The organism is Micromonospora sp. NPDC048909 (assembly GCF_040649635.1).
In the GTDB taxonomy this organism is placed as follows: domain Bacteria; phylum Actinomycetota; class Actinomycetes; order Mycobacteriales; family Micromonosporaceae; genus Micromonospora.
In genome coordinates this window covers 493,192-515,528 of record NZ_JBEZFU010000004.1, presented here as the reverse complement: position 1 = coordinate 515,528, position 22,337 = coordinate 493,192, and the positions used below count along the sequence as shown (strand labels likewise).

19 protein-coding genes are annotated in these 22,337 nt (G+C 73.2%); 12 read left to right on the top strand and 7 right to left on the bottom strand.

All coding sequences use genetic code 11. The annotated features are described in order from the left end of the window. Window positions 1-94 precede the first annotated feature (94 nt). On the bottom strand, window positions 95-796 hold the full coding sequence (locus AB0C04_RS14590) for an amino acid-binding protein (protein WP_357053472.1): 702 nt from the start codon (window positions 794-796) through the stop codon (window positions 95-97). 149 nt (window positions 797-945) lie between these two features. Between AB0C04_RS14590 and AB0C04_RS14585 the strand changes: the two genes are divergently transcribed. After that, window positions 946-2,091: a phosphotransferase family protein gene (locus tag AB0C04_RS14585; RefSeq protein WP_357053470.1), complete on the top strand. Its 1,146-nt coding sequence runs from the start codon at window positions 946-948 to the stop codon at window positions 2,089-2,091. Continuing rightward, complete coding sequence (locus AB0C04_RS14580) at window positions 2,091-3,314, top strand: acyl-CoA dehydrogenase family protein (protein ID WP_357053467.1); 1,224 nt, start codon at window positions 2,091-2,093, stop codon at window positions 3,312-3,314. The genes AB0C04_RS14585 and AB0C04_RS14580 overlap by 1 nt, the downstream gene beginning before the upstream one ends. A 214-nt stretch (window positions 3,315-3,528) precedes the next feature. Here AB0C04_RS14580 and AB0C04_RS14575 read toward each other — a convergent pair whose 3' ends face one another. The 6 genes from AB0C04_RS14575 to AB0C04_RS14550 all read right to left on the bottom strand — a co-directional run bounded on the left by AB0C04_RS14575 (window position 3,529) and on the right by AB0C04_RS14550 (window position 10,274). After that, complete coding sequence (locus AB0C04_RS14575) at window positions 3,529-4,575, bottom strand: LacI family DNA-binding transcriptional regulator (RefSeq protein ID WP_357053464.1); 1,047 nt, start codon at window positions 4,573-4,575, stop codon at window positions 3,529-3,531. A gap of 86 nt (window positions 4,576-4,661) precedes the next feature. After that, a complete protein-coding gene (locus AB0C04_RS14570) occupies window positions 4,662-6,125 on the bottom strand; it encodes a beta-glucosidase (RefSeq protein ID WP_357053461.1) in 1,464 nt (487 codons plus the stop codon). Then, window positions 6,122-6,922, bottom strand: coding sequence for a carbohydrate ABC transporter permease (locus tag AB0C04_RS14565; RefSeq protein ID WP_357053758.1), 801 nt, complete (start codon window positions 6,920-6,922; stop codon window positions 6,122-6,124). The genes AB0C04_RS14570 and AB0C04_RS14565 overlap by 4 nt, the downstream gene beginning before the upstream one ends. A gap of 104 nt (window positions 6,923-7,026) precedes the next feature. Continuing rightward, entirely contained in the window at window positions 7,027-8,010 is a 984-nt protein-coding gene (locus AB0C04_RS14560; RefSeq protein ID WP_357053458.1) for a sugar ABC transporter permease, read from the bottom strand. Window positions 8,011-8,127: 117 nt separating this feature from the next. Beyond that, the gene (locus AB0C04_RS14555) at window positions 8,128-9,438 is read right to left on the bottom strand and encodes an extracellular solute-binding protein (RefSeq protein ID WP_357053455.1); all 1,311 of its coding nucleotides are present in this window, start codon (window positions 9,436-9,438) and stop codon (window positions 8,128-8,130) included. Between the two features lie 290 nt (window positions 9,439-9,728). Beyond that, window positions 9,729-10,274: a plasmid pRiA4b ORF-3 family protein gene (locus AB0C04_RS14550; RefSeq protein WP_357053452.1), complete on the bottom strand. Its 546-nt coding sequence runs from the start codon at window positions 10,272-10,274 to the stop codon at window positions 9,729-9,731. Window positions 10,275-10,422: 148 nt separating this feature from the next. Between AB0C04_RS14550 and AB0C04_RS14545 the strand changes: the two genes are divergently transcribed. The 10 genes from AB0C04_RS14545 to AB0C04_RS14500 all read left to right on the top strand — a co-directional run bounded on the left by AB0C04_RS14545 (window position 10,423) and on the right by AB0C04_RS14500 (window position 22,330). Further along, window positions 10,423-11,169: a pyrimidine reductase family protein gene (locus AB0C04_RS14545; protein ID WP_357053449.1), complete on the top strand. Its 747-nt coding sequence runs from the start codon at window positions 10,423-10,425 to the stop codon at window positions 11,167-11,169. Window positions 11,170-11,346: 177 nt separating this feature from the next. Next, the gene (locus tag AB0C04_RS14540; protein ID WP_357053446.1) at window positions 11,347-13,098 is read left to right on the top strand and encodes an ATP-binding protein; all 1,752 of its coding nucleotides are present in this window, start codon (window positions 11,347-11,349) and stop codon (window positions 13,096-13,098) included. Between the two features lie 53 nt (window positions 13,099-13,151). After that, window positions 13,152-14,300: an exonuclease SbcCD subunit D gene (locus tag AB0C04_RS14535; RefSeq protein WP_357053443.1), complete on the top strand. Its 1,149-nt coding sequence runs from the start codon at window positions 13,152-13,154 to the stop codon at window positions 14,298-14,300. Beyond that, window positions 14,300-16,774: an SMC family ATPase gene (locus tag AB0C04_RS14530; protein ID WP_357053440.1), complete on the top strand. Its 2,475-nt coding sequence runs from the start codon at window positions 14,300-14,302 to the stop codon at window positions 16,772-16,774. Before AB0C04_RS14535 ends, AB0C04_RS14530 begins: the two co-directional genes overlap by 1 nt. Next, a complete protein-coding gene (locus AB0C04_RS14525; protein WP_357053437.1) occupies window positions 16,771-17,745 on the top strand; it encodes a hypothetical protein in 975 nt (324 codons plus the stop codon). Before AB0C04_RS14530 ends, AB0C04_RS14525 begins: the two co-directional genes overlap by 4 nt. 188 nt (window positions 17,746-17,933) lie before the next feature. After that, on the top strand, window positions 17,934-18,791 hold the full coding sequence (locus AB0C04_RS14520) for a fused MFS/spermidine synthase (protein WP_357053434.1): 858 nt from the start codon (window positions 17,934-17,936) through the stop codon (window positions 18,789-18,791). Between the two features lie 169 nt (window positions 18,792-18,960). Beyond that, window positions 18,961-19,647, top strand: coding sequence for a sigma-70 family RNA polymerase sigma factor (locus tag AB0C04_RS14515; protein ID WP_350875244.1), 687 nt, complete (start codon window positions 18,961-18,963; stop codon window positions 19,645-19,647). After that, window positions 19,644-20,432: a zf-HC2 domain-containing protein gene (locus AB0C04_RS14510; RefSeq protein WP_357053430.1), complete on the top strand. Its 789-nt coding sequence runs from the start codon at window positions 19,644-19,646 to the stop codon at window positions 20,430-20,432. Before AB0C04_RS14515 ends, AB0C04_RS14510 begins: the two co-directional genes overlap by 4 nt. A 202-nt stretch (window positions 20,433-20,634) precedes the next feature. Continuing rightward, complete coding sequence (locus tag AB0C04_RS14505) at window positions 20,635-21,282, top strand: hypothetical protein (RefSeq protein WP_357053427.1); 648 nt, start codon at window positions 20,635-20,637, stop codon at window positions 21,280-21,282. 127 nt (window positions 21,283-21,409) lie between these two features. Beyond that, the gene (locus AB0C04_RS14500) at window positions 21,410-22,330 is read left to right on the top strand and encodes a DNA-3-methyladenine glycosylase 2 family protein (RefSeq protein WP_357053424.1); all 921 of its coding nucleotides are present in this window, start codon (window positions 21,410-21,412) and stop codon (window positions 22,328-22,330) included. The last annotated feature ends 7 nt before the right edge of the window (window positions 22,331-22,337 follow it).

Here is a 22,337-nt window from a genome sequence, read left to right as displayed (position 1 = left end):
GGTACCACCATGGCCGCCGGCTGTTGCCGGCCGATTGCTCCGGGGTGACGGCTGGCGACCCGTGGCACAGCTCACGCCACGGGCGCGGGCCGGCTCAGGAGCCGGCGGCCACCGACGGCGCACCGACCAGGTCGAGCCGGTCGCCGAGGATGACGGCGCTGGCCCGCACCAGCTGGGCCAGCCGGTCGACCTCGGTGGAGTGGAACGCGGCGGCGGTGAGCGGGTCGGTGTGCTCGCGGGCCACCACCAGGACCAGGCCGGCCCGCCCGAACGGCGCGACCGCGTAGTGGGTGCCGTCGGGCGCGGTCATCGACCGGGCGCGCAGCGGCGTCACCTCCGGCAGCGGCGGCGGTACGGGGGCCCGCCAGCTGGCGTGCCCGACGGTCGCCTCTCCGCCACCGGCCCGGGACGCCCAGTCCACCGGGACCACCGCGGCGACCGCCCAGTCGGCGGCGAGCAGCCCGGGTACCGCGTCGACCAGGGTGGCCAGCCCGTCGGCCGGGTTCGCCGCGACCTGGGCCAGCAGCTCGGCGTCCTGGCCGGTGGTGGTGGGCGCGCCGATCGCCCGCCACACCCCGTCCACCCGGACGCCGGGTATCGCCGCGAGACCGGCCAGCATCCGCTCCACCCGGGCGGCGCCGGGCCAGACCACGGTGAAATCGTCGACCGCCCGCCCGCCGAGCCGTTCCAGCACCACCACCTGGACGATGTCCGCACCGGAGACGCCCAGGGTGCGGGCCACCTGACCGAGCGTGCCGGGACGGTCCGGCAGGGTGACCCGAAGACGCAGCAGCATGGTTGTCCCTCCGCTCGGCGGGCCGGCGGTGGTGGCCGGCAGGCTGGGCACCAGCCTGGCCGTTGCCCATTTCGTCCCTGTTGCCGCGGCATGTCCCGGGAGCAAAATCCGACCTTGACAACATGGCGGAGCTGCCATCAACTATTCGGATGAGCGATCCGGCCGTCGACGCGCTCCGGCCGGGGGCCACCCCCGCCACCCCCACCGGTGCCGACCCCTCCCGATCGGCCGCCGCCGATCCGGGCGACAGCAGCGAGGCCGCGACGCCGGCCGGGCTGGATCTCGACCGGCTCGCCCGCTACCTCGCCGCCCACCGGCCCGACCTGGCCGGCGGGCCGCTGCGGGCCCAGTTGATCGCCGGCGGCAAGTCCAATCTCACCTACCTGCTGCGCGTCGGCGAGCGGGAGGTGGTGCTGCGCCGCCCGCCGCTCGGGCACGTGCTGGCCACCGCCCACGACATGGGCCGGGAGTTCCGGGTGATCTCCGCGCTGGCGCCGACCGAGGTGCCGGTGCCCGGGGCGCTGCTGCTCTGCGCCGACCCGGAGGTGATCGGCGCGCCGTTCTACCTGATGGAGCGGGTGGCCGGCGAGGTCCTGCGCACCCGGGCACAGACCGACCCGCTCGGCGACGAGCGGCGTCGGGAGCTGGCGATGTCGATGATGGACACCCTCGCCGCGCTACACCGGGTGGAGCCGGCGTCGGTCGGGCTCGGCGACTTCGGCCGCCCGGAGGGCTACCTGGCGCGCCAGGTGCGCCGGTGGGCGGGGCAGCTGGACCGCTCCCGCAGTCGGCCGCTGCCCGGCATAGACGAGCTGCGTGACCGGCTGGCGGCGACCGTGCCCGAGGGCGCCAACGCGGGCCGGATCGTGCACGGCGACTACCGGCTCGACAACCTCCTCGCCACCGTCGACCCGGTGGCGGTCCGCGCGGTGCTCGACTGGGAGATGGCCACTCTCGGCGACCCGTTGGCCGACCTGGGCCTGCTGCTGACCTACTGGGACGTGCTCGGCGGCAGCGAGTCGGCCGCCGGCAACCCGGTCGCCGACGGGCTCGGCCCGCGAGCCGGCTTCCCCACCGGCGCCGAGCTGATCGAGCGCTACGCCGGGCGCAGCGACGTCGACGTCGGCCCGCTGCACTGGCACATCGCGCTCGGTTGCTTCAAGCTCGCGGTGATCTGCGAGGGGATCCACTATCGACACACGCTCGGGCAGACGCTCGGCGAGGGATTCGACCGGATCGGCGAGATGGTGGCACCGCTGGTCGCGTACGGGCTGACCGCCGCCGGGGAGCGCTGATGGACTTCGCGTACGACAGCCGCACCGAGGAGCTGCGGGCCGAGCTGGCCGCCTTCCTCACCGAGCACGTCTACCCGGCCGAGCCGGTGCATGCCGAGCAGGTCGCCGCGGCCGGTGACCCGTGGGCACGGTCGCCGGTGCTCGCCGAGCTGAAGGTCGAGGCGCGCAAGCGCGGGCTGTGGAACCTCTTCCTCCCCGACCGGCGCTTCGGTGCCGGGCTGACCAACCTCCAGTACGCCCCGCTCGCCGAGCTGACCGGGCGCAGCCCGCACCTGGCGCCCGAGGCGCTCAACTGCGCGGCGCCAGACACCGGCAACATGGAGCTGCTCGCCGAGTTCGGCTCCGCGCAGCAGCGGGAGCGCTGGCTGCTGCCCCTGCTGGAGGGGGAGATCCGCTCGGCGTTCTGCATGACCGAGCCGGACGTCGCCTCCTCGGACGCCACCAACATCGCCACCCGGATCACCCGCGACGGTGACCACTACGTGATCAACGGGCGGAAGTGGTGGTCGTCCGGGGCGATGGACCCGCGCTGCGAGATCTTCATCGTGATGGGCAAGACCGACCCGGACGCCGAGCGGCACCGCCAGCAGAGCATGGTGCTGGTCCCCCGGGACACCCCGGGCGTCACGGTGCGGCGGGGCATGACGGTCTTCGGCTACTCCGACGCGTCGCACGGCGGGCACGCCGAGATCGACTTCACCGACGTACGGGTGCCGGTGGAGAACCTGGTCGGCGCCGAGGGTGGCGGCTTCGCCATCGCCCAGGCCCGGCTCGGCCCGGGCCGGATCCACCACTGCATGCGCCTGATCGGGATGGCCGAGCGGGCGCTGGAGCTGCTCTGCCGGCGAGCCACCGAGCGCATCGCGTTCGGTCGGCCCCTCGCCGAGCAGGGTGTGGTCCGCGAGTGGATCGCCGAGTCCCGGGTGCGCATCGAGCAGGCCCGGCTGCTGGTGCTCAAGACCGCCTGGTTGATGGACACCGTCGGCAACAAGGGCGCGCACACCGAGATCCAGGCCATCAAGATCGCCACGCCGGCGATGGCCGAGTGGGTGATCGACAAGGCCATCCAGGGGTACGGCGGCGCCGGGGTCAGTCAGGACACTCCGCTCGCCGCCCTCTGGGCGCAGACCCGCACCCTCCGCCTGGCCGACGGTCCCGACGAGGTCCACCGCGCCTCCCTGGCCCGCCGCGAACTCCGCCGCTGGTCCCCCACCCCCGCCTGACCCCGAACGTCCACACCGCCCCGTCCCGGAAGATCGTGCTGCATCCCGGTTGTAATGGCCTCGACCCGCGCAGCACCCCACTACATCCAGGATCGAGCGCGATCCTGGGCCAGGCACCCGGCGATCATGAGGTTTGCGGCGCGGTATGCCCGATTCCTCGCCGGCAACCTCATGATCAACGGCCGGGGCCGGGGGCAGACCGCGGGGGCGGGGGTTAGGCGGAGGCGCGTTCGATCAGTTGGGTGTCGAGCAGGATGTGGGGGGCGGGAAGTTCGTCGCCGCGGATCCGGGCGACCAGCAGCCGGGCCATCTGCCGACCCATCTCCTCCACCGGCTGGAAGACCGTGGTCAGCGGCGGGTCGGCCTGCCGGGCGATCGGCGCGTCGTCGAAGCCGACCACCGCGACGTCCTCCGGCACCCGTCGACCGGCCTCGCGCAGGGTACGCAGCGCGCCGAAGGCCATCAGGTCGGAGGCGACGAAAACGGCGTCCAGCTCCGGACAGATCTCCAGCAGCCGGCTCATGCAGGCCGCGCCGCTCTCCTCGCTGAAGTCGCCGTACGTGATGAGGTCCGGGTTGACGGTGCCCACGGCGGCCCGGACGGCCTCGGTGTAGCCGGTCAGGCGGGCCAGGCCGGCGCCCATGTCCTGCGGGCCGGCGATGGTGGCGATCCGCCGCCGGCCGCGGCCGGCCAGGTATTCGACCGCGTGCCGGGCGCCGCCGACGTTGTCGACGTCGACGAACCAGGCCGGCTGCGCCTCGGGTTGCAGCATCCGCGCCGGCCGGCCGCCGAGCACCGCGGGCAGGCCCCGCTCCTCGAGCAGGGTGGGCAGCGGGTCGGAGTCGTGCAGGGAGAGCAGAAGTACGCCGTCGACGTGCTGGTTGGTCAGGTGGTGCTCGACCCGCTCCCGCTCCACCGGCGACTGGGCCATCGCCAGCCAGAGCTGCATCGGCGTCTCCAGCAGGGCGGAGCTGATGCCGCGCACGATCGCCGCGAAGAACGGCTCGGTGAAGATCCGTTCGCCGGACTCCGAGACGACCAGCGCGACGGAGTCGGTCCGCTGGGTGACCAGCGCCCGGGCCGCCCGGTTCGGCACGTACCCCAGCTCGGCGATGGCCTGCTGCACCGCGGCCCGGGCCTCCGGGCTCACCTGCGGGGAGCCGTTGACCACGCGGGAGACCGTTCCGCGCCCCACACCGGCACGGGCAGCGACCGCGTCGAGGGTCGGGCGCCCGAGCGACCGGGTGCGCTGCGTTGTCATCGTCTGCTCCTCCGACGTCGGGTCGTCCCGACGTCCACCCGCGTGGGGGCGGACGTCGGGGCCGCCCGTTGGTGGCTGGCCCTCGCCTATTGTGCGGCCAGACCGTTGCGTCGGATCACCTCGGCGTACCACCTGGCGCTGGACTTGGGGATGCGGGTCTGGCTGTCGTAGTCGACGTAGATCATGCCGAACCGCTTGGTGTATCCCCAGGCCCACTCGAAATTATCCATCAATGACCAGGCGAAGTAGCCGGCCAGGGGCACGCCGGCGCCGATCGCGGCGTGCGCGGCACGCAGATGGGCGTCGAAGTACGCCAGACGGTCGATGTCGTCGACCCGCCCGTCCACCACCTCGTCGACGAAGGCCGAGCCGTTCTCGGTCACGTAGAGCGGCAGGTCGGTGTACTCCTCGTGCACCCGGCGCAGGGTCTCCACCAGGCCGGGGGCGTCGATCTCCCAGTTCATGTCGGTGACCGGCACGCCCCGGTGGACGAACCGGACGTCCTCGCTCCCCGGCCAGCAGGACGCCGCGAGCACGCCCTGCGCAGCCGCCGCGCCCTGCTCGGCCGGCCCGCCCTGCTCGGCAGGCGAAGCCGGCGCGGCCACCACGTGCCGGCTGTAGTAGTTGATGCCGACCAGGTCGAGCGGGCTGGCGATGGTGGCCAGGTCACCGTCGCGCACGTGGCCGAAGTCGGTCACCTCGCGCAGGTCGGCCAGCAGGTCCGCCGGGTACGCCCCGCGCAGCAGCGGGTCGAGGAAGAACTGGTTCGCCAGCGCGTCGATCCGCCGCGCCGCGTCCCGGTCGGCGGGCGCGTCGCTCGCCGGCGTGACCGGGTAGAGGTTGACCGTCACGCCGACCTCGGCCTGTGGCCGGGCCGCGCGCAGCGCCTGCACGGCCAAGCCGTGGCCGAGCATCAGGTGGTGCCCGGCCCGGACCGCCTCGGCGCCGTCGGTGCGGCCCGGCGCGTGCACCCCGGAGCCGTAGCCGAGGAACGCCGAGCACCACGGCTCGTTGAGGGTGGTCCAGTGCCGCACCCGGTCGCCGAGCGCCTCCGCGACCAGCGCGGTGTAGTCGGCGAACCGGGCGGCGGTGTCCCGGGCGGGCCATCCCCCGGCCTCCTCCAGCGGCTGGGGCAGGTCCCAGTGGTAGAGGGTCAGCCACGGCTCGATCCCGTGCCCCAGCAGCTCGTCGACGAGCCGGCGGTAGAAGTCGAGCCCGGCCGGGTTGGCGGGGCCGGCGCCGCCGGGCTGCACCCGGGACCAGGAGACCGAGAACCGGTACGCGTTGAGGCCCAGCTCGGCCATCAGCGCGACGTCCTCGCCGAGCCGGTGGTAGTGGTCGCAGGCCACGTCGCCGGTGTGCCCGCCGACCACCCGGCCGGCGGTGTGGCTGAAGGTGTCCCAGATGGACGGCGTGCGACCGCCCTCGGCGGCCGCCCCCTCGATCTGGTACGCCGCGGTCGCCGCGCCCCACCGGAAGCCGGGCGGGAACCTCAGCGCCGGCCCGTGGTCGAGAACGCCGACGGCGGGCGGGCTGGCGGGGTTGCTCACGACTTGACGGCACCTTCCATGATCCCGCCGATGATCTGGCGGCCGAACAGGACGAACACGATCAGCAACGGCAGGGTCGCGAGGGCCGTGCCGGCGAAGAGCGCGGTGTAGTCGGTCTGGTAGAGACCGGACGAGAGGATCTTGAGGGAGTACTGCACCGTCGGGGTGTCCGGGGTCAGCACGACGAACGGCCAGAGGAACTCGTTCCAGGTCTGCATGAAGGTCAGCAGTCCGAGGATCGCCGCGGCCGGACGCAGCGCGGGCAGCACCACGTTCCAGTAGATCCGCCAGGTCGAACAGCCGTCGAGGCGGGCCGCCTCGATCAGCTCGTCGCTGATCGCGGACATCGCGTACTGGCGCATCATGAACACGCCGAAGCCCTGGACCAGGAACGGCACGATGACGGCCTGCAGGGTGCCGGTCCACTCCAGCTCGACCATCATCAGGTATAGCGGGATGATCCCGAGCTGGGTCGGCACCATCATGGTCAGCACGATCACCAGGAGCAGACCGTTGCGGCCGCGGAACCGGAGCTTGGCGAACGCGAAGCCGGCCAGGCTGGAGAAGAAGATCACCGAGACGGTGACGATGCTCGACACCACGGCCGAGTTGACCAGGCCGTAGATGAACGCGGCGTCCTCGTTGGCGAGCATCCGCTCGATGTTCTCGAAGAGCATTCCGCCCGGCGTGGGCGGCATCTCGTAGACGGCGCTGTTGTCCCGCGAGGCGATGATGAACGACCAGACGATCGGAAAGATCGACAGTACGCAACCGATGATCAGCGCGAAGTAGGTCAGCGGGCTGGCCTGCCAGAGCCGGCCGCCCGGCGTGCCGCGCCGTCGACGGCGCTTGGGGTCCTCCGGTGGCGGCGCGACAGATCGAGGGAGTGCCTGGGTGGTGGTCACTTCTTCTCCCCCTTCACCGAGCGCCGGACGAGCGCGAAGTTGATCAGCGCGAAGATGACGATCATCAGGAAGAGCAGCCAGGACATCGCCGCGCCGTAGCCGTACTCGGCGTTGCCGGTGAAGGTCTGCTCGTAGATGTACATGGCCAACGTCTGGAACTCGTGCTCCGCGCCGCCGCGAACCATCCCGTGGCCGTACATCAGCGGCTCGGTGAAGATCTGGAAGCCACCGATCGTGGAGATGATGACCGTGAAGACGATGGTCGGGCGGATCAGCGGCACGGTGATCTGCCAGAACTGCCGCCATGCCGAGGCGCCGTCCAACGAGGCCGACTCGTAGAGGTCCTTCGGGATGGCCTGCATGGCGCCGAGGTAGATCAGGGCGTTGTAGCCGGTCCAGCGCCAGTCGACCATGAAGGCGATCGCCAGCCAGGAGGCGTAGCGGTTGTCGCGCCAGGCGACAGGGTCGACGCCGACGCTGCCGAGCAGCCAGTTCACCAGGCCGTACCGGTCGGCGAAGATCAGCGCGAAGATGATGCCGACCGCCGCGACCGAGGTGATGTTCGGGACGACGATGCCCATCCGCAGCAGCGTGCGGCCGCGCATCTGACGGTTCATCAGGTTGGCGAGCAGGAGCGCCACGATGAGCTGCGGCACCGTGCTCAGCAGGAAGATGCCGACGGTGTTATACGCGGCGTTCCAGAACTGCGCGTCCACGAGCAACTCGCGGTAGTTCTCCAGCCCCGCGTACTCGCGGGTGCCACTGAGCAGCTCGTAGTCGAAGAGCGAGACGTAGACCGTGTAGAGCAGCGGAAAGAGGCCGAAGATCCCGAACAGGACGAAGAACGGTGCGACGTAGAGGTAGGGCGAGTACTTGAGGTCCCAGCGGCCGAGCCGGTACGAGGAGCGGCGGGGCTCTGGTCGCTGGCGGGGTGGCGTGGCGGTCCGCCGTGGCGGCACCTCGCCGACAGTGGAGCTCATGGCAGGTCCTTCCGGAAAAAGGGGAGCGGCCTCGGCGGCGCCCACACCCTGCCGGGACCGAGCGCCGCCGCCGGCTCACGGCACGTCGTGTCCGTGAGCCGGCGGGTCACCGGCGGATCAGGCGACGGCCTTCTTGGCCTCGTTCATCGCCTTGGTCCACGCGGCGTCCGAGCTGGTCTGGCCGCGCTCGGCCGCCTGCATCTGCGGCTCGACGATGGTCTCCCAGACCTGCTGGTGCTTGGCGCCGAGGAAGACCGGCTTCATGTTCTTGACGCTGTCACCGAAGATCTGACCGATCGGGGCGCCACTGAAGTACTCGCTCGTCTTGTCCTTGAAGGCGGGGTCCTCGATGCCCGGGATGCTGGAGGGCATCGCGCCGGCCTCGTTGAACGCCGCCAGGTGGCCCTCCTTGCTGGTCAGGTACTTGGCCAGCAGGTAAGCCTCCTTCGGGTGCTTGGTCTGCGCCGGGACGGCGAGGTAGGAGCCGCCCCAGTTGCCGCCGCCGCCCGGGATCTTGGCGATGTCCCACTTGCCGGCGTTGGTCGGGCCGGAACGCTGGGCGATGATGCCCTCGGTCATCCAGGCCGGGCAGGGGATCGTGGCGAAGGCGTTGTTCTTGAACGCGGCGTCCCAGTCGGCGCTCCAGCGCTGCGCCTTGGCGGTCAGGCCGTCGGCGGCCATCTGCAGACCCAGGTCCCACGCCCTGCGGACGACCGGGTTGGTGTCACCGATGAACTTGTTCTCCTTGTCGAAGAAGAACGTCTCGGAGTTCTGCATGACGTACGGCTGCATCAGGCTGGTGGCGCTGTCCAGCCACGCCGCCTTGACCTTGCCGCTGTTCTTGAACTGACGGCCCAGCGCGACGTAGTCGTCCCAGGTGCTGATCTTCTGGGAGACCGCGTCCCGCTCGGTGGGCAGGCCCGCCTGCTGGAACAGGTCCTTGCGGTAGCACATGGCGAGGCCGCCGACGTCGGTGCCGAGCCCGATCAGCTTCTTGCCGTCCGGCGTCATGGCGTTGTTCCACTTCCACTCCGGGAAGTTGGACTTCACCTCGCTGGCGCCGAGGTCGAGCAGGTTGCTGAACTTGTCGTGGTTCTGCACGTACTGGAGCAGCACGCCCTCTTCCAGACCGACCACGTCACCGGCGCCGCTGCCCGCCGCGAGCCACTGCACCAGCTTCGGCTGGAAGTCCCGCAGCTCGCCCATCTTCTGGTGCTCGACCTTGATGTTCGGGTTGGCCGCCTCGAAGTCCTTGATGGCCTTGTCGTACCCGAAGTTGGAGAAGGTCTGGAGGACGAGCTTGACCTGCCCGTTCTCACCGCCTGCCTCGTCGTCGTTCTTCTTGCTGCACGCGGTGCTGCCGAGGGCCACGCCCACGGCGATCGCGGCGACCGCGGCAGTGCGGAGCCGGCGCCTGATGACGCTCATCCCTGACCCCTCTCAGGTGGGTGATTCGTGTGGTGGTTCCGGTGCCTGGCGATGCGGGCTCTCCGGTCGCTGAACCCTCGTGGCGGCTACCTGCCCGCCCCCGAAGTTGCGCACCGGGCAGTGCTGACGCCCACGCATCGGGAGCGCTCCCATGAGATTGCGGGCGCGTGTCGGGAGTGTCAATAGACGCTTGGGAGCGTTCCCAATTTGTTACCGGCACCCGCCGCGCGCGGTGAGCGGCCGAGGGCACGCGGGACCGGCCGCCCACCGGGGCGGCCGTGCTCAGCGGATCAGCAGAAGCGGCGCAGCAGGGTGCCGGCACGCCCGGCGTCGAAGGCGGCCGGGTCGAAGTGGTCACCCGCCCAGTCGCGCATCGCCCAGTGCTCCGGGTGCTCCGGGTCGGCCAGCGCGACGAGCAGCCCCTGGTAGCCGGGCGCGCCACCGACGTCCTCCGGCGGGCCGGCCCGCTCACCGTCCAGACAGGTCGGATAGCGCTCGTCCGGGTCGGCGGTCACCGCGTCCTCGACCACCAGGTCGTGCTCCCACCAGTCACCGAAGTCGTAGGTGTACTGGAACCGGCTGCCCTTGCCGAGCACCGCGTCGAGCCGGACGTCGAGCTCGTCGTGCAGCGCCAGCTCGCCGTCCGGGTCGGGCTCGCCGTACTGGAGCCCGTCGATCTCGAACGAGTGCAGGTGGCAGTCGCGCCAACCCATCGCGTGCTGGATCACCCGGTGCAGCCGGTCGAGGGTGTAGCCGGCCGGCACCAGCACCCGACGCCACACCGGCGGACGGACCCCGGCCAGGGAGATCCTCAGCTGGAAGATCTGACGCGGCATGCTGTCTCATCCCCCCTCGCTAAGCTGCGAGCATGATCTGCGGAGCGTGCCGGGCGAAGCGGCACGGCGACTGTCGGGGTCGGAACTGGTGCGACTGCCAGCACCGTACCCCCCGACCGACCCCTCCGGTCACCGGTCCGGCCAGCGAATGAGCGTCGGAATCCCGATCGACCGGATCTGGCCGGCGGCCACCTCGGAGCCGCTCGACGACGCGGCGCTGACCGCCCTCTACGGCCGGGCCGAGCAGCCACACCTTCGGGTGAACTTCGTGTCCAGCCTCGACGGCGCGGTGGCCCTGGGCGGCTACTCCGCGGGGCTCTCCGGCGAGCCGGACAAGCGCGTCTTCGGCCTGCTGCGGATGCTCTGCGACGCGCTGGTGGTGGCCGCCGGGACGCTGCGCCACGAGGGTTACCGCGCGCTGCGGCTGGACGAGCGGCGCCGGGCCTGGCGTCGCGAGCAAGGCCTGCCCGAGTATCCGACGCTGGTGGTGGTCTCCGGCGGGCTCGACCTCGACCCGACCCAGCCCGTCTTCGCCGACGCGCCGGTGCGGCCGGTGGTGCTCACCCGCGCCGACGCCGTACCCCCGGCCGGGCTCGCCGAGGTGGCCGACCTGGTGCGCTGCGGCGCCGACCGGGTGGACCTCGCCGCCGGCCTCGCCGAGCTGCGCCGGCGCGGCCTCGACCAACTGCTCTGCGAGGGCGGGCCGCAGCTCTTCGGCGCCCTCACCGGCGCCGACCTGGTGGACGAGCTGTGCCTCACCGTCGCGCCGCTGCTCGCCGGCCCCGGCCCGGGCCGGATCACCGCGGGCGAGACCTCCCCGCCGCGCAGCCTCGCGCTGCGGCACGTCCTGGCCGCCGGCGACGGGGTGCTGATGCTGCGCTACGCCCGAGACTGACGGCGGCGGTGGTCGTACCCGGATCGGCACGCACGGTGCCGGCCTCGTGACGCTGCGACCGGCGGGGCCGCGCACCGGCGTGGCGTCCGCCGCGTCGCGTGGCAACCTGTCGTACTACTCGGGCAGGATGCAGGACGTGTGCCCCGACCGCGATGACCAGCCGACCGGAGTTGCCTGATGACCGATGACGGGTTCGACGGTCCGGGCGAGGTGGTGGGCCGCGTGCTCGGCACCGCCGACGCCACCCCGCTGCAGTTCTGGACGGCCGTGGCACCCGGCAGCTACCTCCAGCTCGACGACGTGGTGGTCACCCGGCGCGAGCTGCCCGACCGGGAGCCGGTGACCATCGCCGGAGTGGTCACCCAGGTGCGGGCCCGGCACGAGGGCGCCCAGTTCGACTCCGACGTCTTCGCCATCGCCGACGGCACCCTGCCCGCCCAGGTGCAGGAGGCGGCCGAGGTGACCACCACCCGGGTCGACCCGGAGCTCTACGTACCGCCGACGCCGGGTGCGGTGGTGCACCGCGCCGAGGGCGACGCCCGGGCCCGGGCGCTGCACTTCGACCGGATGGAGCGGCGGATCCCGATGGGGATGGGTCGCGACGGGGTGCCGGTCTACCTCAACGCCGACTTCCTCGACGGCAGCCGCGGCGCGCACGTCTCCATCTCCGGCATCTCCGGCGTGGCCACCAAGACCAGCTTCGCCACCTTCCTGCTCTACTCGGTCTTCCGCTCGGGCGTGCTCGGCGGCGACGCGGTCAACGCCAAGGCGCTCATCTTCAACGTCAAGGGCGAGGACCTGCTCTTCCTCGACCACCCCAACACCCGGCTCGACGACGCCACCCGCGCCGGCTACGCCAAGCTCGGCCTCGACGCCGGCGCGTTCCCCGACGTCCGGGTCTACGCCCCGCCCCGGGTCGGCGACTCGTCGGGCACCCCCGACGTGAGCAGCCGGCTCACCGGCGTCGACAGCTTCTACTGGACGCTCAGCGAGTTCTGCGCCGACCGGCTGCTGCCCTACGTCTTCGCCGACGCCGACGACGAACGCCAGCAGTACACGATGGTGGTCCACTCGGTCGCCGCCCACCTGGCCCGCTACGCCCAGCCCGCCGACGGCGGGGTGAGCATCGACGGGGTCCGCCTCGGCACCTACGCCGACCTGGTCGACCACGTCGTCGAGCAGCTCAACGACGACGAGACCCGGTCCGACTGGGCCGGCAGCGCGGTCGGGCTCGGCACGGTCAACGCGTTCGCCCGGCGGCTGATCGGCAGCAAGAAGGACCTCGGCCGGCTGATCCGGGGCGATCTGGCCACCCGCCGCCCGCACAGCATCAACACCACCGAGAGCGCCCAGGTCACCGTGGTCGACCTGCACAACCTGCCCGACCGCGCCCAGCGGTTCGTGGTCGGCGTGACGCTGAAGAGCGAGTTCGAGCGCAAGGAGAAGGCAGGCACCGCCAAGCCGCTGCTCTTCGTCGTCCTCGACGAGCTGAACAAGTACGCCCCGCGCGAGGGCTCCTCCCCCATCAAGGAGGTGCTGCTCGACATCGCCGAGCGGGGCCGCTCGCTGGGCGTGATCCTCGTCGGCGCGCAGCAGACGGCGAGCGAGGTCGAGCGGCGCATCGTGACCAACTCGGCGATCCGGGTGGTCGGCCGGCTCGACCCGGCCGAGGCGTCCCGACCGGAGTACGGCTTCCTGCCGCCGGCCCAGCGCCAGCGGGCGCTGCTGGCCAAGCCGGGCACCATGTTCGTCAACCAACCGGACATCCCGGTGCCGCTCTGCCTCGAGTTCCCGTTCCCGGCCTGGGCGACCCGGGTCAGCGAGGCGGGCCGGGCACCGTCGCAGACCCTCCGCTCGATCACCCAGTCCGCGGACCCGTTCGCGGTGGTGGGCACCGGCGGCGGCAGCGACGACGACATCCCGTTCTAGGTGAGCATCAGCGGAGGGCGGGCACCGGTGAGCGCGAACGAAGGGCGGGCACGGTGAAGATCCTGCACACCTCGGACTGGCACGTCGGCAAGGTCCTCAAGGGCCAGTCCCGGGCCGAGGAGCACAAGGCGGTGCTGGCCGGCGTGATCGAGATCGCCCGTGCCGAACGGCCCGACCTGGTCATCGTCGCCGGTGACCTCTACGACACCGCCGCGCCGACGCCGGAGGCGACCCGGCTGGTGACCCGGGCGCTGACCGCGTTGCGCCGCACCGGCGCGGACGTGGTCGCGATCGGCGGCAACCACGACAACGGAGCCGCGCTCGACGCGCTGCGCCCCTGGGCCGAGGCCGCCGGGATCACCCTGCGCGGCAGCGTCCGGGAGAGCCCCGACGAGCACGTGATCGACGGCAGCACCGCCGGTGGCGAGCGCTGGCGGTTGGCCGCGCTGCCGTTCCTCTCCCAGCGCTACGCCGTCCGCGCGGTGGAGATGTACGAGCTGACCGCCGCCGAGGCGAACCAGACGTACGCCGACCACCTGGGCCGGGTGCTCGGCCGGCTCACCGAGGGCTTTCACGAGCCGGACCGGGTGCACCTGGTCACCGCGCACCTGACGGTGACCGGTGCGGCGGCCGGCGGCGGCGAGCGGGACGCGCACACCGTGCTCGGCTACGCGGTGCCCGCGACGGTCTTTCCGGCCACCGCGCACTACGTCGCGCTGGGCCACCTGCACCGCGCGCAGCGGGTCGAGGGCCCCTGCCCGGTGCGCTACAGCGGCAGCCCGCTCGCGGTCGACTTCGGCGAGCAGGAGAACGTTCCCTCGGTGACCCTCGTCGAGGTCACCGCGAGCACCGCCGCCCGGGTGCGGGAGGTGCCGGTGAGCGCGGCGGCCACCCTGCGCACCGTCCGCGGCACACTCGCCCAGCTCGCCGAGGTGGAGCAGCCGGACGCCTGGCTGCGGGTCTTCGTCCGAGAGCAGCCCCGGGCGGGCCTGCGCGAGGAGGTGCAGGAGCTGCTGCCCCGGGCGCTGGAGATCCGGATCGATCCCGAGCTGGTGCCCGCGCCGGGCAGTGGCACCCGCGTCGCGCAACGCTCCGGGCGCTCACCGCGCGAGCTCTTCGCCGACTACCTGGAGAGCCGGGGCCACGCCGACGACGGCGTCCAGGAACTCTTCGACGAGCTCTTCGAGGAGGTCGACCGCTGATGCGACCGATACGGCTGGACATGGCCGGCTTCACCGTCTTCCGCGAGGAGACCACCGTCGACTTCACCGACGCCGACTTCTTCGCGCTGGTCGGCCCGACCGGCTCGGGCAAGTCGACGGTGCTGGACGCGATCTGCTTCGCCCTCTACGGCACGGTGCCCCGCTGGGGTGGCACCCGGGGTCTGGGCAACGCGCTCGCGCCGTCGACGGCCGAGGCCCGGGTGCGGCTGGTCTTCGAGTCCGGCGGGGCCCGCTACGTGGCCACCCGGGTGGTCCGGCGGGACAGCCGGGGCAACGTGAAGACCGCGAACGCCGGGTTGCAGCTGATGCCGCCCGGCTTCGACGTCACCAAGCTGGAGACCGGGTTGAGCCCGGAGGACCTCGGCGAGGTGGTGGCGGGCACCCCGGCCGAGATGGACGAGGCGGTGCTGGAGGCGGTGGGGCTGCCCTACGAGCAGTTCACCAGCTGCGTGGTGCTGCCGCAGGGCCAGTTCGCCGACTTCCTGCACGCCAAGCCGGCCACCCGGCAGCAGATCCTGGTCAACCTGCTCGGCCTCGGCGTCTACGAGGAGGTGCAGAAGCAGGCCACCGCCCGCGCGGCGCAGGCCGAGGCGAAGCTGGAGGGGGTCGACCAACTGCTGGCCGGGCTCACCGACGTCGACGACGAGGCGCTTGAGCGGGCCACCGGTCAGGTCGACCGGATGGGCGAGCTGGCCGCGGCGGTGACCGCCGCCGTACCCGAGCTGGAGGCGGCGCGGGCGGCGGCGCGGGAGGCGACGGCGGCCCTGACCGCCCTCGACGCCGAGCTGACCGTGCTGGGCGCGGTCCGGGCGCCGACCGGGGTCGCCGAGGTGGCCCGGGCGGTGACCGACGCGCGCGCCGAGGCCGACGCGGCGGCGAACGCGGTGTCGCTGGCCGAGGAGCGCGAGGAGAAGCTCCGCGGCGAGCTGGCCGCCGCCGGTGACGAGAGCGCCCTGCGGCTGCAGCTGCGCGGGTACGCCGACCGGGAGAAACTGGCCGGCGAGGCGGAGGTGGTACGGGCGGCGATGGGCGCGGCCGCCACCGAGCACGACGCGGCCGTCCGGGCGCTGACCGAGGCGCGGGCCGCGGCCGAGCGGGCTGAGGAGGAGCTGACGGCGGCGTTCCGGGCCCACGAGGAGGCGAAGGCCACCGATCAGGCGGTGGCGCTGCGGGCGCACCTGGTCGACGGCGGGCCCTGCCCGGTCTGCGAGCAGGTCGTTCCCCGGGTGCCGGCGGTGCCGGCCGGTTCGGCGGTGGCCGGGGCGGTCGAGGCCGGCAAGGCCGCCCGGGTGGCCAGCGAGGCGGCCAAGCGGGTGCTGCAGGAGCGCGACACCGCCGCCCGCGAACTGGAGCGGGTGCTGGTGCAGGCCCGGACCCGGCAGGAGCAGTTGGACGCCCGGCTCGCCGAGCTGGACGGGCAGCTCGCCGGGGCGGCCACCGCCGAGGCGTTGCGTGACCAGCTGGCCGAGCACGCCCGGCTCCGGCGGGCGCTGGACGAGGCGGCCGCGGCGGTCCGGGCCGGTCGGGACGCCGCGCGGCGGGCCCGCGGCGCGGTGGACGCCGCCGAGGAGCGGCTACGGGCGGCGTGGCGGCGCTTCGACTCCGTCCGGGACGGGCTGGCCCGGTTCGGGCCGCCGGCCGCCGACCGGGACGACGTCGCCGGCGCGTGGCGCACCCTGGCCGACTGGGCCGACGCGCAGGCGCAGCGCCGCCGGTCGGAGCGGGACGGGCTGGCGGCGGCGGTCGCCGAGGCCGACGGCGCGGCCACGACCGTGGCGCAGCGGATCGGCGGCATCTTCGCCGACGCCGGGCTGCCCGCCCCGGACGACCCGGTGCGTGCCGCCGCGGTCGCGCTCGAGCGGGCCGAGGCCGACCGGCGCCGGCTGGTCGAGCGCCGCGAACAGGCCGCCGAGCTGCGCGAACAGCGGGCCGGACACGAGCGCCGGGCGCAGGTGGCCCGGGCGCTCGCCAGCCACCTGCGGGCCAACAACTTCGAGCGGTGGCTGCTGGCCGAGGCGTTGGATCTGCTCGTCGACGGGGCGTCCCGGATCCTGCGGGAACTCTCCGGCGGCCAGTACGACCTGATGCACGACAAGGGTGAGTTCTTCGTCGTCGACCACCATGACGCCGGGTTGCGCCGGGCTGTGCGCACCCTCTCCGGCGGCGAGACGTTCCAGGCGTCGCTGGCCCTGGCGCTGGCGCTCTCCGAGCAGCTCGCCGGGATGTCCACCACGGCGGCGAGCCTGGAGTCGATCGTCCTGGACGAGGGCTTCGGCACGCTCGACGCGGCCACTCTGGACACGGTCGCCGCCACCCTGGAGAACCTCGCCGCCCGGGGTGACCGGATGGTGGGCGTGGTCACCCACGTACCGGCGCTGGCGGAACGCATCCCGGTCCGGTTCGAGGTCCGCAAGGACGCCCGCTCGGCCCGCGTCGAACGGACCGGTCGGTGAGCACGCCAGGCGGGCGGTTCTTCGTCGACGCCTGGGACCCGTCCTACGGTGCCTCGTTCGAGGCGTCCGCCACCGGTCCGGCCGCGCCGAGCAGCGCGCAGGTGGAGACGGACGCCGAGCTGCCGGCGGCGCAGTGGCGGGCGATCGACGTACGGGCCGGGGTGCGGGCGCCCGACGTGGTGCTGCTGGTCGACGGGGTCCGCCGGATCGACGCCAGCATCTGGACGGCCGAGGCTGACGGCGGTTCCTTTCCGGGCCTGGCCGCCTCCTACGCCGCCGGAGTGGTCCGCTGCGACCTCGAGCGGGGCGCGGCGCAGCTGGCCGGCACCCGGGTGGGCCGGGGCCTCTTCACCGCCAGCCCGACGGCCGAGGAGGTGGTCGCCGGGACGATCCGCTACCCGGTGCACCGGGTGGGCGGCACCGGCGAGCTGGCCAAGCTGCCGGCGGCGGTGCAGGGGCCGCTGACCGCGTTGGAGGTGGCGGTCTCCGACGCCGCCCGCACCGACGGGGACCTGCTGGTGGTGGACGGTCCGCTGCGTAGCCGCCGGCAGCTGCCGCGCACCCTGGGCTACATCAAGACCCAGCACAGCCAGTACCTGGACGCCCGGCTGACCGCGGTGGTGACCGGCCTGGCCGTCGGCCAGCGCTGCCCGGTGTTCCGGGTCGGCACCGCCTGGGGCGGCTGGTCCTGGTATCTGCGGCTGCCGGTGGCGGCCGGCGCGCCGTGGGCGGGCATCGTCCGGCTGGAGTGCTCCGCCGAGCTCGACATCGCCGAGGCGGTCGAGCTGGCCGACCTGTCCCTGGTGACGCTGCCCCGGTTCGCCTCCACGCCCTACAAGGATCCGCGCGCCCCGCAGAACCTGATCCCGATCGCCGGGTTGGAGCGCCGACTGCGGGCGCTGCTCGGCGATTCCCGGCTGCTGCACCGGGCGCTCACCGCCGCCGCCCGCGCCGGCACCCTGCGCAGCTGACCCCCACCACCCGCGCCGCCCGCCCGCGCGGCTCATCCCGCATGATCGCGCCACTTCCTGGATGTAGTGGCCGCTCGTAGCGAGGGAGACCACTACATCCCTGACGTTGTGTGATCTTGCGCCGAGTGCGACGTGCGGCCAGGTGGAGGCGCGGGCGGGCAGCTCGGGCGGCCCGGGATACTGGGCGGGTGGGACGGAAGCGGGCCGCCGACCGGGTGGCCGAGCAGGTGGAGACCGGGCGGGCCGAGCTGGTGCCGGACCGGGACCGGCCGGGCTCGTGGACCCTGCTGCTGGACGGCGCGCCGCAGTCGCACGTCGACCTGACCGACCCCACCCACCTGGAGTTCGAGTACGTCCGGCGGCTGGCCGCCGCGGTCGACCTGATCGCCCCGGCCGGCGCCCCGCTGCGGGTGCTGCACCTCGGCGGGGGCGCGCTCACCCTGCCCCGGTACGTCTCAGCCACCCGACCCGGCTCCACCCAGCGGGTGGCCGAGGTGGACGGCGCGCTGGTGGAGCTGGTCCGCCGGGTGCTGCCCTGGCCGGCCGACCCCCGGCTGCGGGTACGGGTGGCCGACGCGCGCGCCGTGCTCACCGGCAGCCGGGACGCCAGCTACGACGTGGTGGTCGCCGACGTCTTCGCCGGTGCCCGCACTCCGGCACACCTGACCTCGGTCGAGTACGCCGCCGAGGTGGCCCGGGTGCTCCACCCCACCGGCTGGTACCTGGCCAACCTGGCCGACGGCCCACCGCTGCGGCACGCCCGCGGGCAGGTGGCCACGGTCCGTTCGGTGCTTCCCCGCGCCGCCATGGTCGGCGACGCCGCGGTGCTGCGCGGACGCCGGTACGGCAACCTGGTACTCATGGCCGGGCGGGTCGAGCCGCCGGTGCCGGAGCTGACCCGGCGGGCCGCCGGTGACTGGTTCCCCGGGCGGGTGGTCGCGGGGGCGGACCTGGACCGGTTCGCCGGCGGCGCGAGCATCGTCCGGGACGCGGACGCCACGGGCTCCGCCCCGCCGCCGCCGGGCCTCTTCTCCACCGGCCACTGACGCCGCCGGACGAACGGCACGGCCGGCCCGGCGGCGGGCGGCACGCCTTCGTCGCGCCGGCCGCCGAAATTTCTTCGCTCGTTGTTGATCCGCTCGCGCCGACGGTGCGTACCACCGGGCGGCCCGCCTGGGTGGGCCGTTGTGGTCACAGGACAACCCGGAGGTCTGCATGCATGCGGTGGCGGCCGGTTGGCACGGCGATGTGGTGCGGGCGGACTGGATGTCCGCGCGATCCCAGTCGCGGCCAACTTCACGGGGGGTCGACGGCCGCCCGGCGCCTCGCCAGAATGGTCCGGTGACGCCGCGACCGGCGCCCGGACGCCACCAGGCGACGTCCACCGAGGCGAGCCACTCCGACCAGTTGGTCCGGCAGCTCTACGCCGAGCATGCCGGGCCACTGCTGATGTTCGTCATGCGGCTCACCGGGGGGGACCGGCAGCGCGCGGAGGACATCGTCCAGGAGACGCTGCTGCGGGCCTGGCGCAACGCCCACCGGCTGGGGACCCAGGGTCAGGGGTCGCTGCGGCCCTGGCTGGTCACCGTGGCCCGCCGGATCGCCATCGACGAGCACCGTAGCGAGCAGGCCCGGCCGGCGGAGACGTACGACCGGGACCTGACCGCGTTCGCCCAGTCGGACAGCACCGACCAGGTACTACGCACGATGACGGTGGCCGACGCGCTACGTACGCTGAGCCAGTCGCACCGCGAGATCCTGATCGCGACGTACTTCCGGGGGCGGACCGTGCCCGAGGCGGCCGAGGAGCTGGGCCTCCCGCTCGGCACCGCCAAGTCGCGGGTCTACTACGCACTGCGCGCGCTGCGCACGGCTCTGCAGGAACGGGGGGTGACGGAATGAGCCGGCCGGACCACATGGACGTCGCCGCGTACGCGCTCGGCGTGCTCGACGAGCAGGACACCGAGCGCTTCGAGGAGCACCTCGCCACCTGCTGGGCGTGCGCGGCCGAGCTGGAGACGATGGTGCCGGTGGTCGGGCTGCTCTCCGGCATCGACGGCGAGACGATGACCGCGCTGGAGCAGACGGCGACCGACCCGGGACTGCTGGACCGCACGCTGGTCGCGGTCCGCGCCGACCGGCGACGTACCCGGTTCCGGCAGCTGCTGGCCGCGGCGGCCGCGGTGGTGGTGCTGGGTGGTCTGACCGGGATCGGCTTCAGCAACGTGATCAGCGACGCCGGCCCGACCGACGTGGTCGCCGAGCCGACGCGCGACGCGCCCATCGACCAGCCGCCCACCGGCGCGCCCACGGCCCCGGCGACCGGGCCGGGAGTCGGCGGCAACGAGGAGGAGGGCGACCAGTTCGACGCCACCGACCCGACCACCGGCGTGCAGACCACGATGTTCCTGGCCACCAAGGACTTCGGCACCAAAGTCAACTTCAGTCTCCGGAAACTGCCCGGCCCACGCATCTGCCGGCTCGTGGTGGTACGCAAGAACGCCACCACCGAGGTGATTTCCACCTGGTCCGTCCCGGACGAGGGATACGGCACCAACGCCCGATCGCAGGGGCTCGAACTGAGCGCCTCGACCTCCGCCCGGCTGGCCGACATCAAGCAGTTCCAGGTGGAGTCGGTGGACGCGAACGGGGTGGCGAGCCCACTGGTCACGGTGAAGTTGACGTAGCGCTCTCCGTAGCATCGGCGCCGGTCATCGACAAAGACCGGCGCCGATAACTCGTTCCCGACGGATAGCTCCGAAAGAGCCCACGCAGCGGCCCCCGAAACGGTTCAACGAAATCTTATGAAATTGACCACTGTTAGTGGTTCAACCTTGACACCCTCCCTTCCGTACTCATGGGCGAACTGCCGAGAAACGAGGAGGGCACGTGGCACAGATGAAGCGGACGGTCATTGTCGTCGCGGGCGCGATGGTCGCCCTGACGGCCTGCGCTCCCGCGGGTTATGACCCAGCGAACCAGAGCGCGGCGGAGCCGGTCGCCGTCGCCGCGGCCGAGCCCACCGCGTCGGCCGAACCCGAGGCCTCCGCGGAGGCCCCCGTCGCCGACGCCCCGCCGGCCGACGTGGACCTGACCGAGAAGCTCGTCGGCAAGAGCGTGGCCCGGATGGGCAAGGTGGTGACCGACCAGGACGGCTGGGTCCTGTACCGGTTCGACAAGGACACCGCCGACCCGCCGTCGTCGAACTGCGTGGACAAGTGCGCCGAGGTGTGGCCGCCGGCGCTGACCGACGGCGATCCGCAGCTGAGTGGAGTCTCCGACGACAAGGTCGGCACGGTCACCCGGCAGGACGGCACCCGGCAGCTCACCCTCGCCGGCTGGCCGCTGTACCGCTACATCGGCGACAAGAAGCCCGGTCAGTGGAAGGGCCAGGGCGTCGGCGGCACCTGGTTCGTGGTCGCGCCGGACGGCAAGAAGAACCTGTCCTGCCTGCCGAAGGGCACCCCGAAGCCGGTCGCCCCGCCGTCGGACAGCGAGGCCGACTCGGACGCGGGCAGCTCCGACTACTCGTACTGATCCCGCCGGACACGGTGGCCGGTCGTAGCCGGGGAGGGCGCGGCCGGCCATCGTCATGCCGGGATGCCGGACACACCGGGGCGGCCCGTGGGGTCCGCCCCGGTCGTCGCTCTGGCACAGTTGCGGGATGACCGGGACCGAGCCCACCGCCCGCCGGGTGCTGCACCCGCCCGCCGGCTACCGCCTCGCCGGCTCGGTCCGCGCCCTGACCTTCAGCCCGTACGACCCGTGCGCGCGGATCGCGGACGGCACGTTCTGGTGGGCCACCCGCACTCCGGACGGCCCGGCCACGCTCAGCCTGCGGCCGGTGGCCGGTGATCTGCTGGCCGAGGGGTACGGCCCGGGCGCCGAGTGGGTGGTGGCGCAGGCCGACGCGGTGGCCGGGCTCCGCGACGACCTGACCGGCTTCGCCGACCTCGCCGCGACGCACCCGCTGGTCGCCCGGCTGGCCCGTGAGCACCACGGGCTGCGGATGCCGGCCACCGGGCTGGTCTTTCCCCGGGTGCTCCGGGCGGTCTTCGAGCAGAAGGTCACCGGCAAGGAGGCGTACCGCGCGTACGCGGCGACGGTGCGGCACTTCGCCGAGCAGGCACCGGGGCCCCTGCAGCCGCTGCTGCTTCCGCCGGAGCCGGCCGCGATCGCCGCCGCGCCCTACTGGGTCTTCCACCCGTTCGGGGTGGAGCAGCGCCGGGCCGACACGCTGCGCCGGGCCGCCGCCGTCGCGGACCGGCTGGAGCGCTGCGCGGACTCGGCCGAGGCGACCCGCCGGCTGACCGCCGTGCCGGGCATCGGCGCGTGGACCGCCGCCGAGGTGGTCCGGGTGGCGTACGGCGACCCGGACGCGGTCAGCGTCGGCGACTACCACGTCCCGAACACGGTGGCCTGGGCCCTCGCCGGCGAGCCGCGCGGCGACGACGCCCGGATGCTGGCGCTGCTGGAGCCGTTCCGGGGTCACCGCGGGCGGGTCTGCGTGCTGTTGGAGGCCGCCGGCATCCAGGCGCCGAAGTACGGGCCGCGCGCCCCGATCCGCTCCTTCGCCCGGTTCTGACCCCGCG

Bases quoted from the DNA above. Each gene is read 5' to 3' on its own strand.
- AB0C04_RS14590 (WP_357053472.1), bottom strand. From the start codon at position 796: ATGCTGCTGCGTCTTCGGGTCACCCTGCCGGACCGTCCCGGCACGCTC.
- AB0C04_RS14585 (WP_357053470.1), top strand. From the start codon at position 946: ATGAGCGATCCGGCCGTCGACGCGCTCCGGCCGGGGGCCACCCCCGCC.
- AB0C04_RS14580 (WP_357053467.1), top strand. From the start codon at position 2,091: ATGGACTTCGCGTACGACAGCCGCACCGAGGAGCTGCGGGCCGAGCTG.
- AB0C04_RS14575 (WP_357053464.1), bottom strand. From the start codon at position 4,575: ATGACAACGCAGCGCACCCGGTCGCTCGGGCGCCCGACCCTCGACGCG.
- AB0C04_RS14560 (WP_357053458.1), bottom strand. From the start codon at position 8,010: ATGAGCTCCACTGTCGGCGAGGTGCCGCCACGGCGGACCGCCACGCCA.
- AB0C04_RS14555 (WP_357053455.1), bottom strand. From the start codon at position 9,438: ATGAGCGTCATCAGGCGCCGGCTCCGCACTGCCGCGGTCGCCGCGATC.
- AB0C04_RS14550 (WP_357053452.1), bottom strand. From the start codon at position 10,274: ATGCCGCGTCAGATCTTCCAGCTGAGGATCTCCCTGGCCGGGGTCCGT.
- AB0C04_RS14545 (WP_357053449.1), top strand. From the start codon at position 10,423: ATGAGCGTCGGAATCCCGATCGACCGGATCTGGCCGGCGGCCACCTCG.
- AB0C04_RS14540 (WP_357053446.1), top strand. From the start codon at position 11,347: ATGACCGATGACGGGTTCGACGGTCCGGGCGAGGTGGTGGGCCGCGTG.
- AB0C04_RS14530 (WP_357053440.1), top strand. From the start codon at position 14,300: ATGCGACCGATACGGCTGGACATGGCCGGCTTCACCGTCTTCCGCGAG.
- AB0C04_RS14515 (WP_350875244.1), top strand. From the start codon at position 18,961: ATGCATGCGGTGGCGGCCGGTTGGCACGGCGATGTGGTGCGGGCGGAC.
- AB0C04_RS14510 (WP_357053430.1), top strand. From the start codon at position 19,644: ATGAGCCGGCCGGACCACATGGACGTCGCCGCGTACGCGCTCGGCGTG.
- AB0C04_RS14500 (WP_357053424.1), top strand. From the start codon at position 21,410: ATGACCGGGACCGAGCCCACCGCCCGCCGGGTGCTGCACCCGCCCGCC.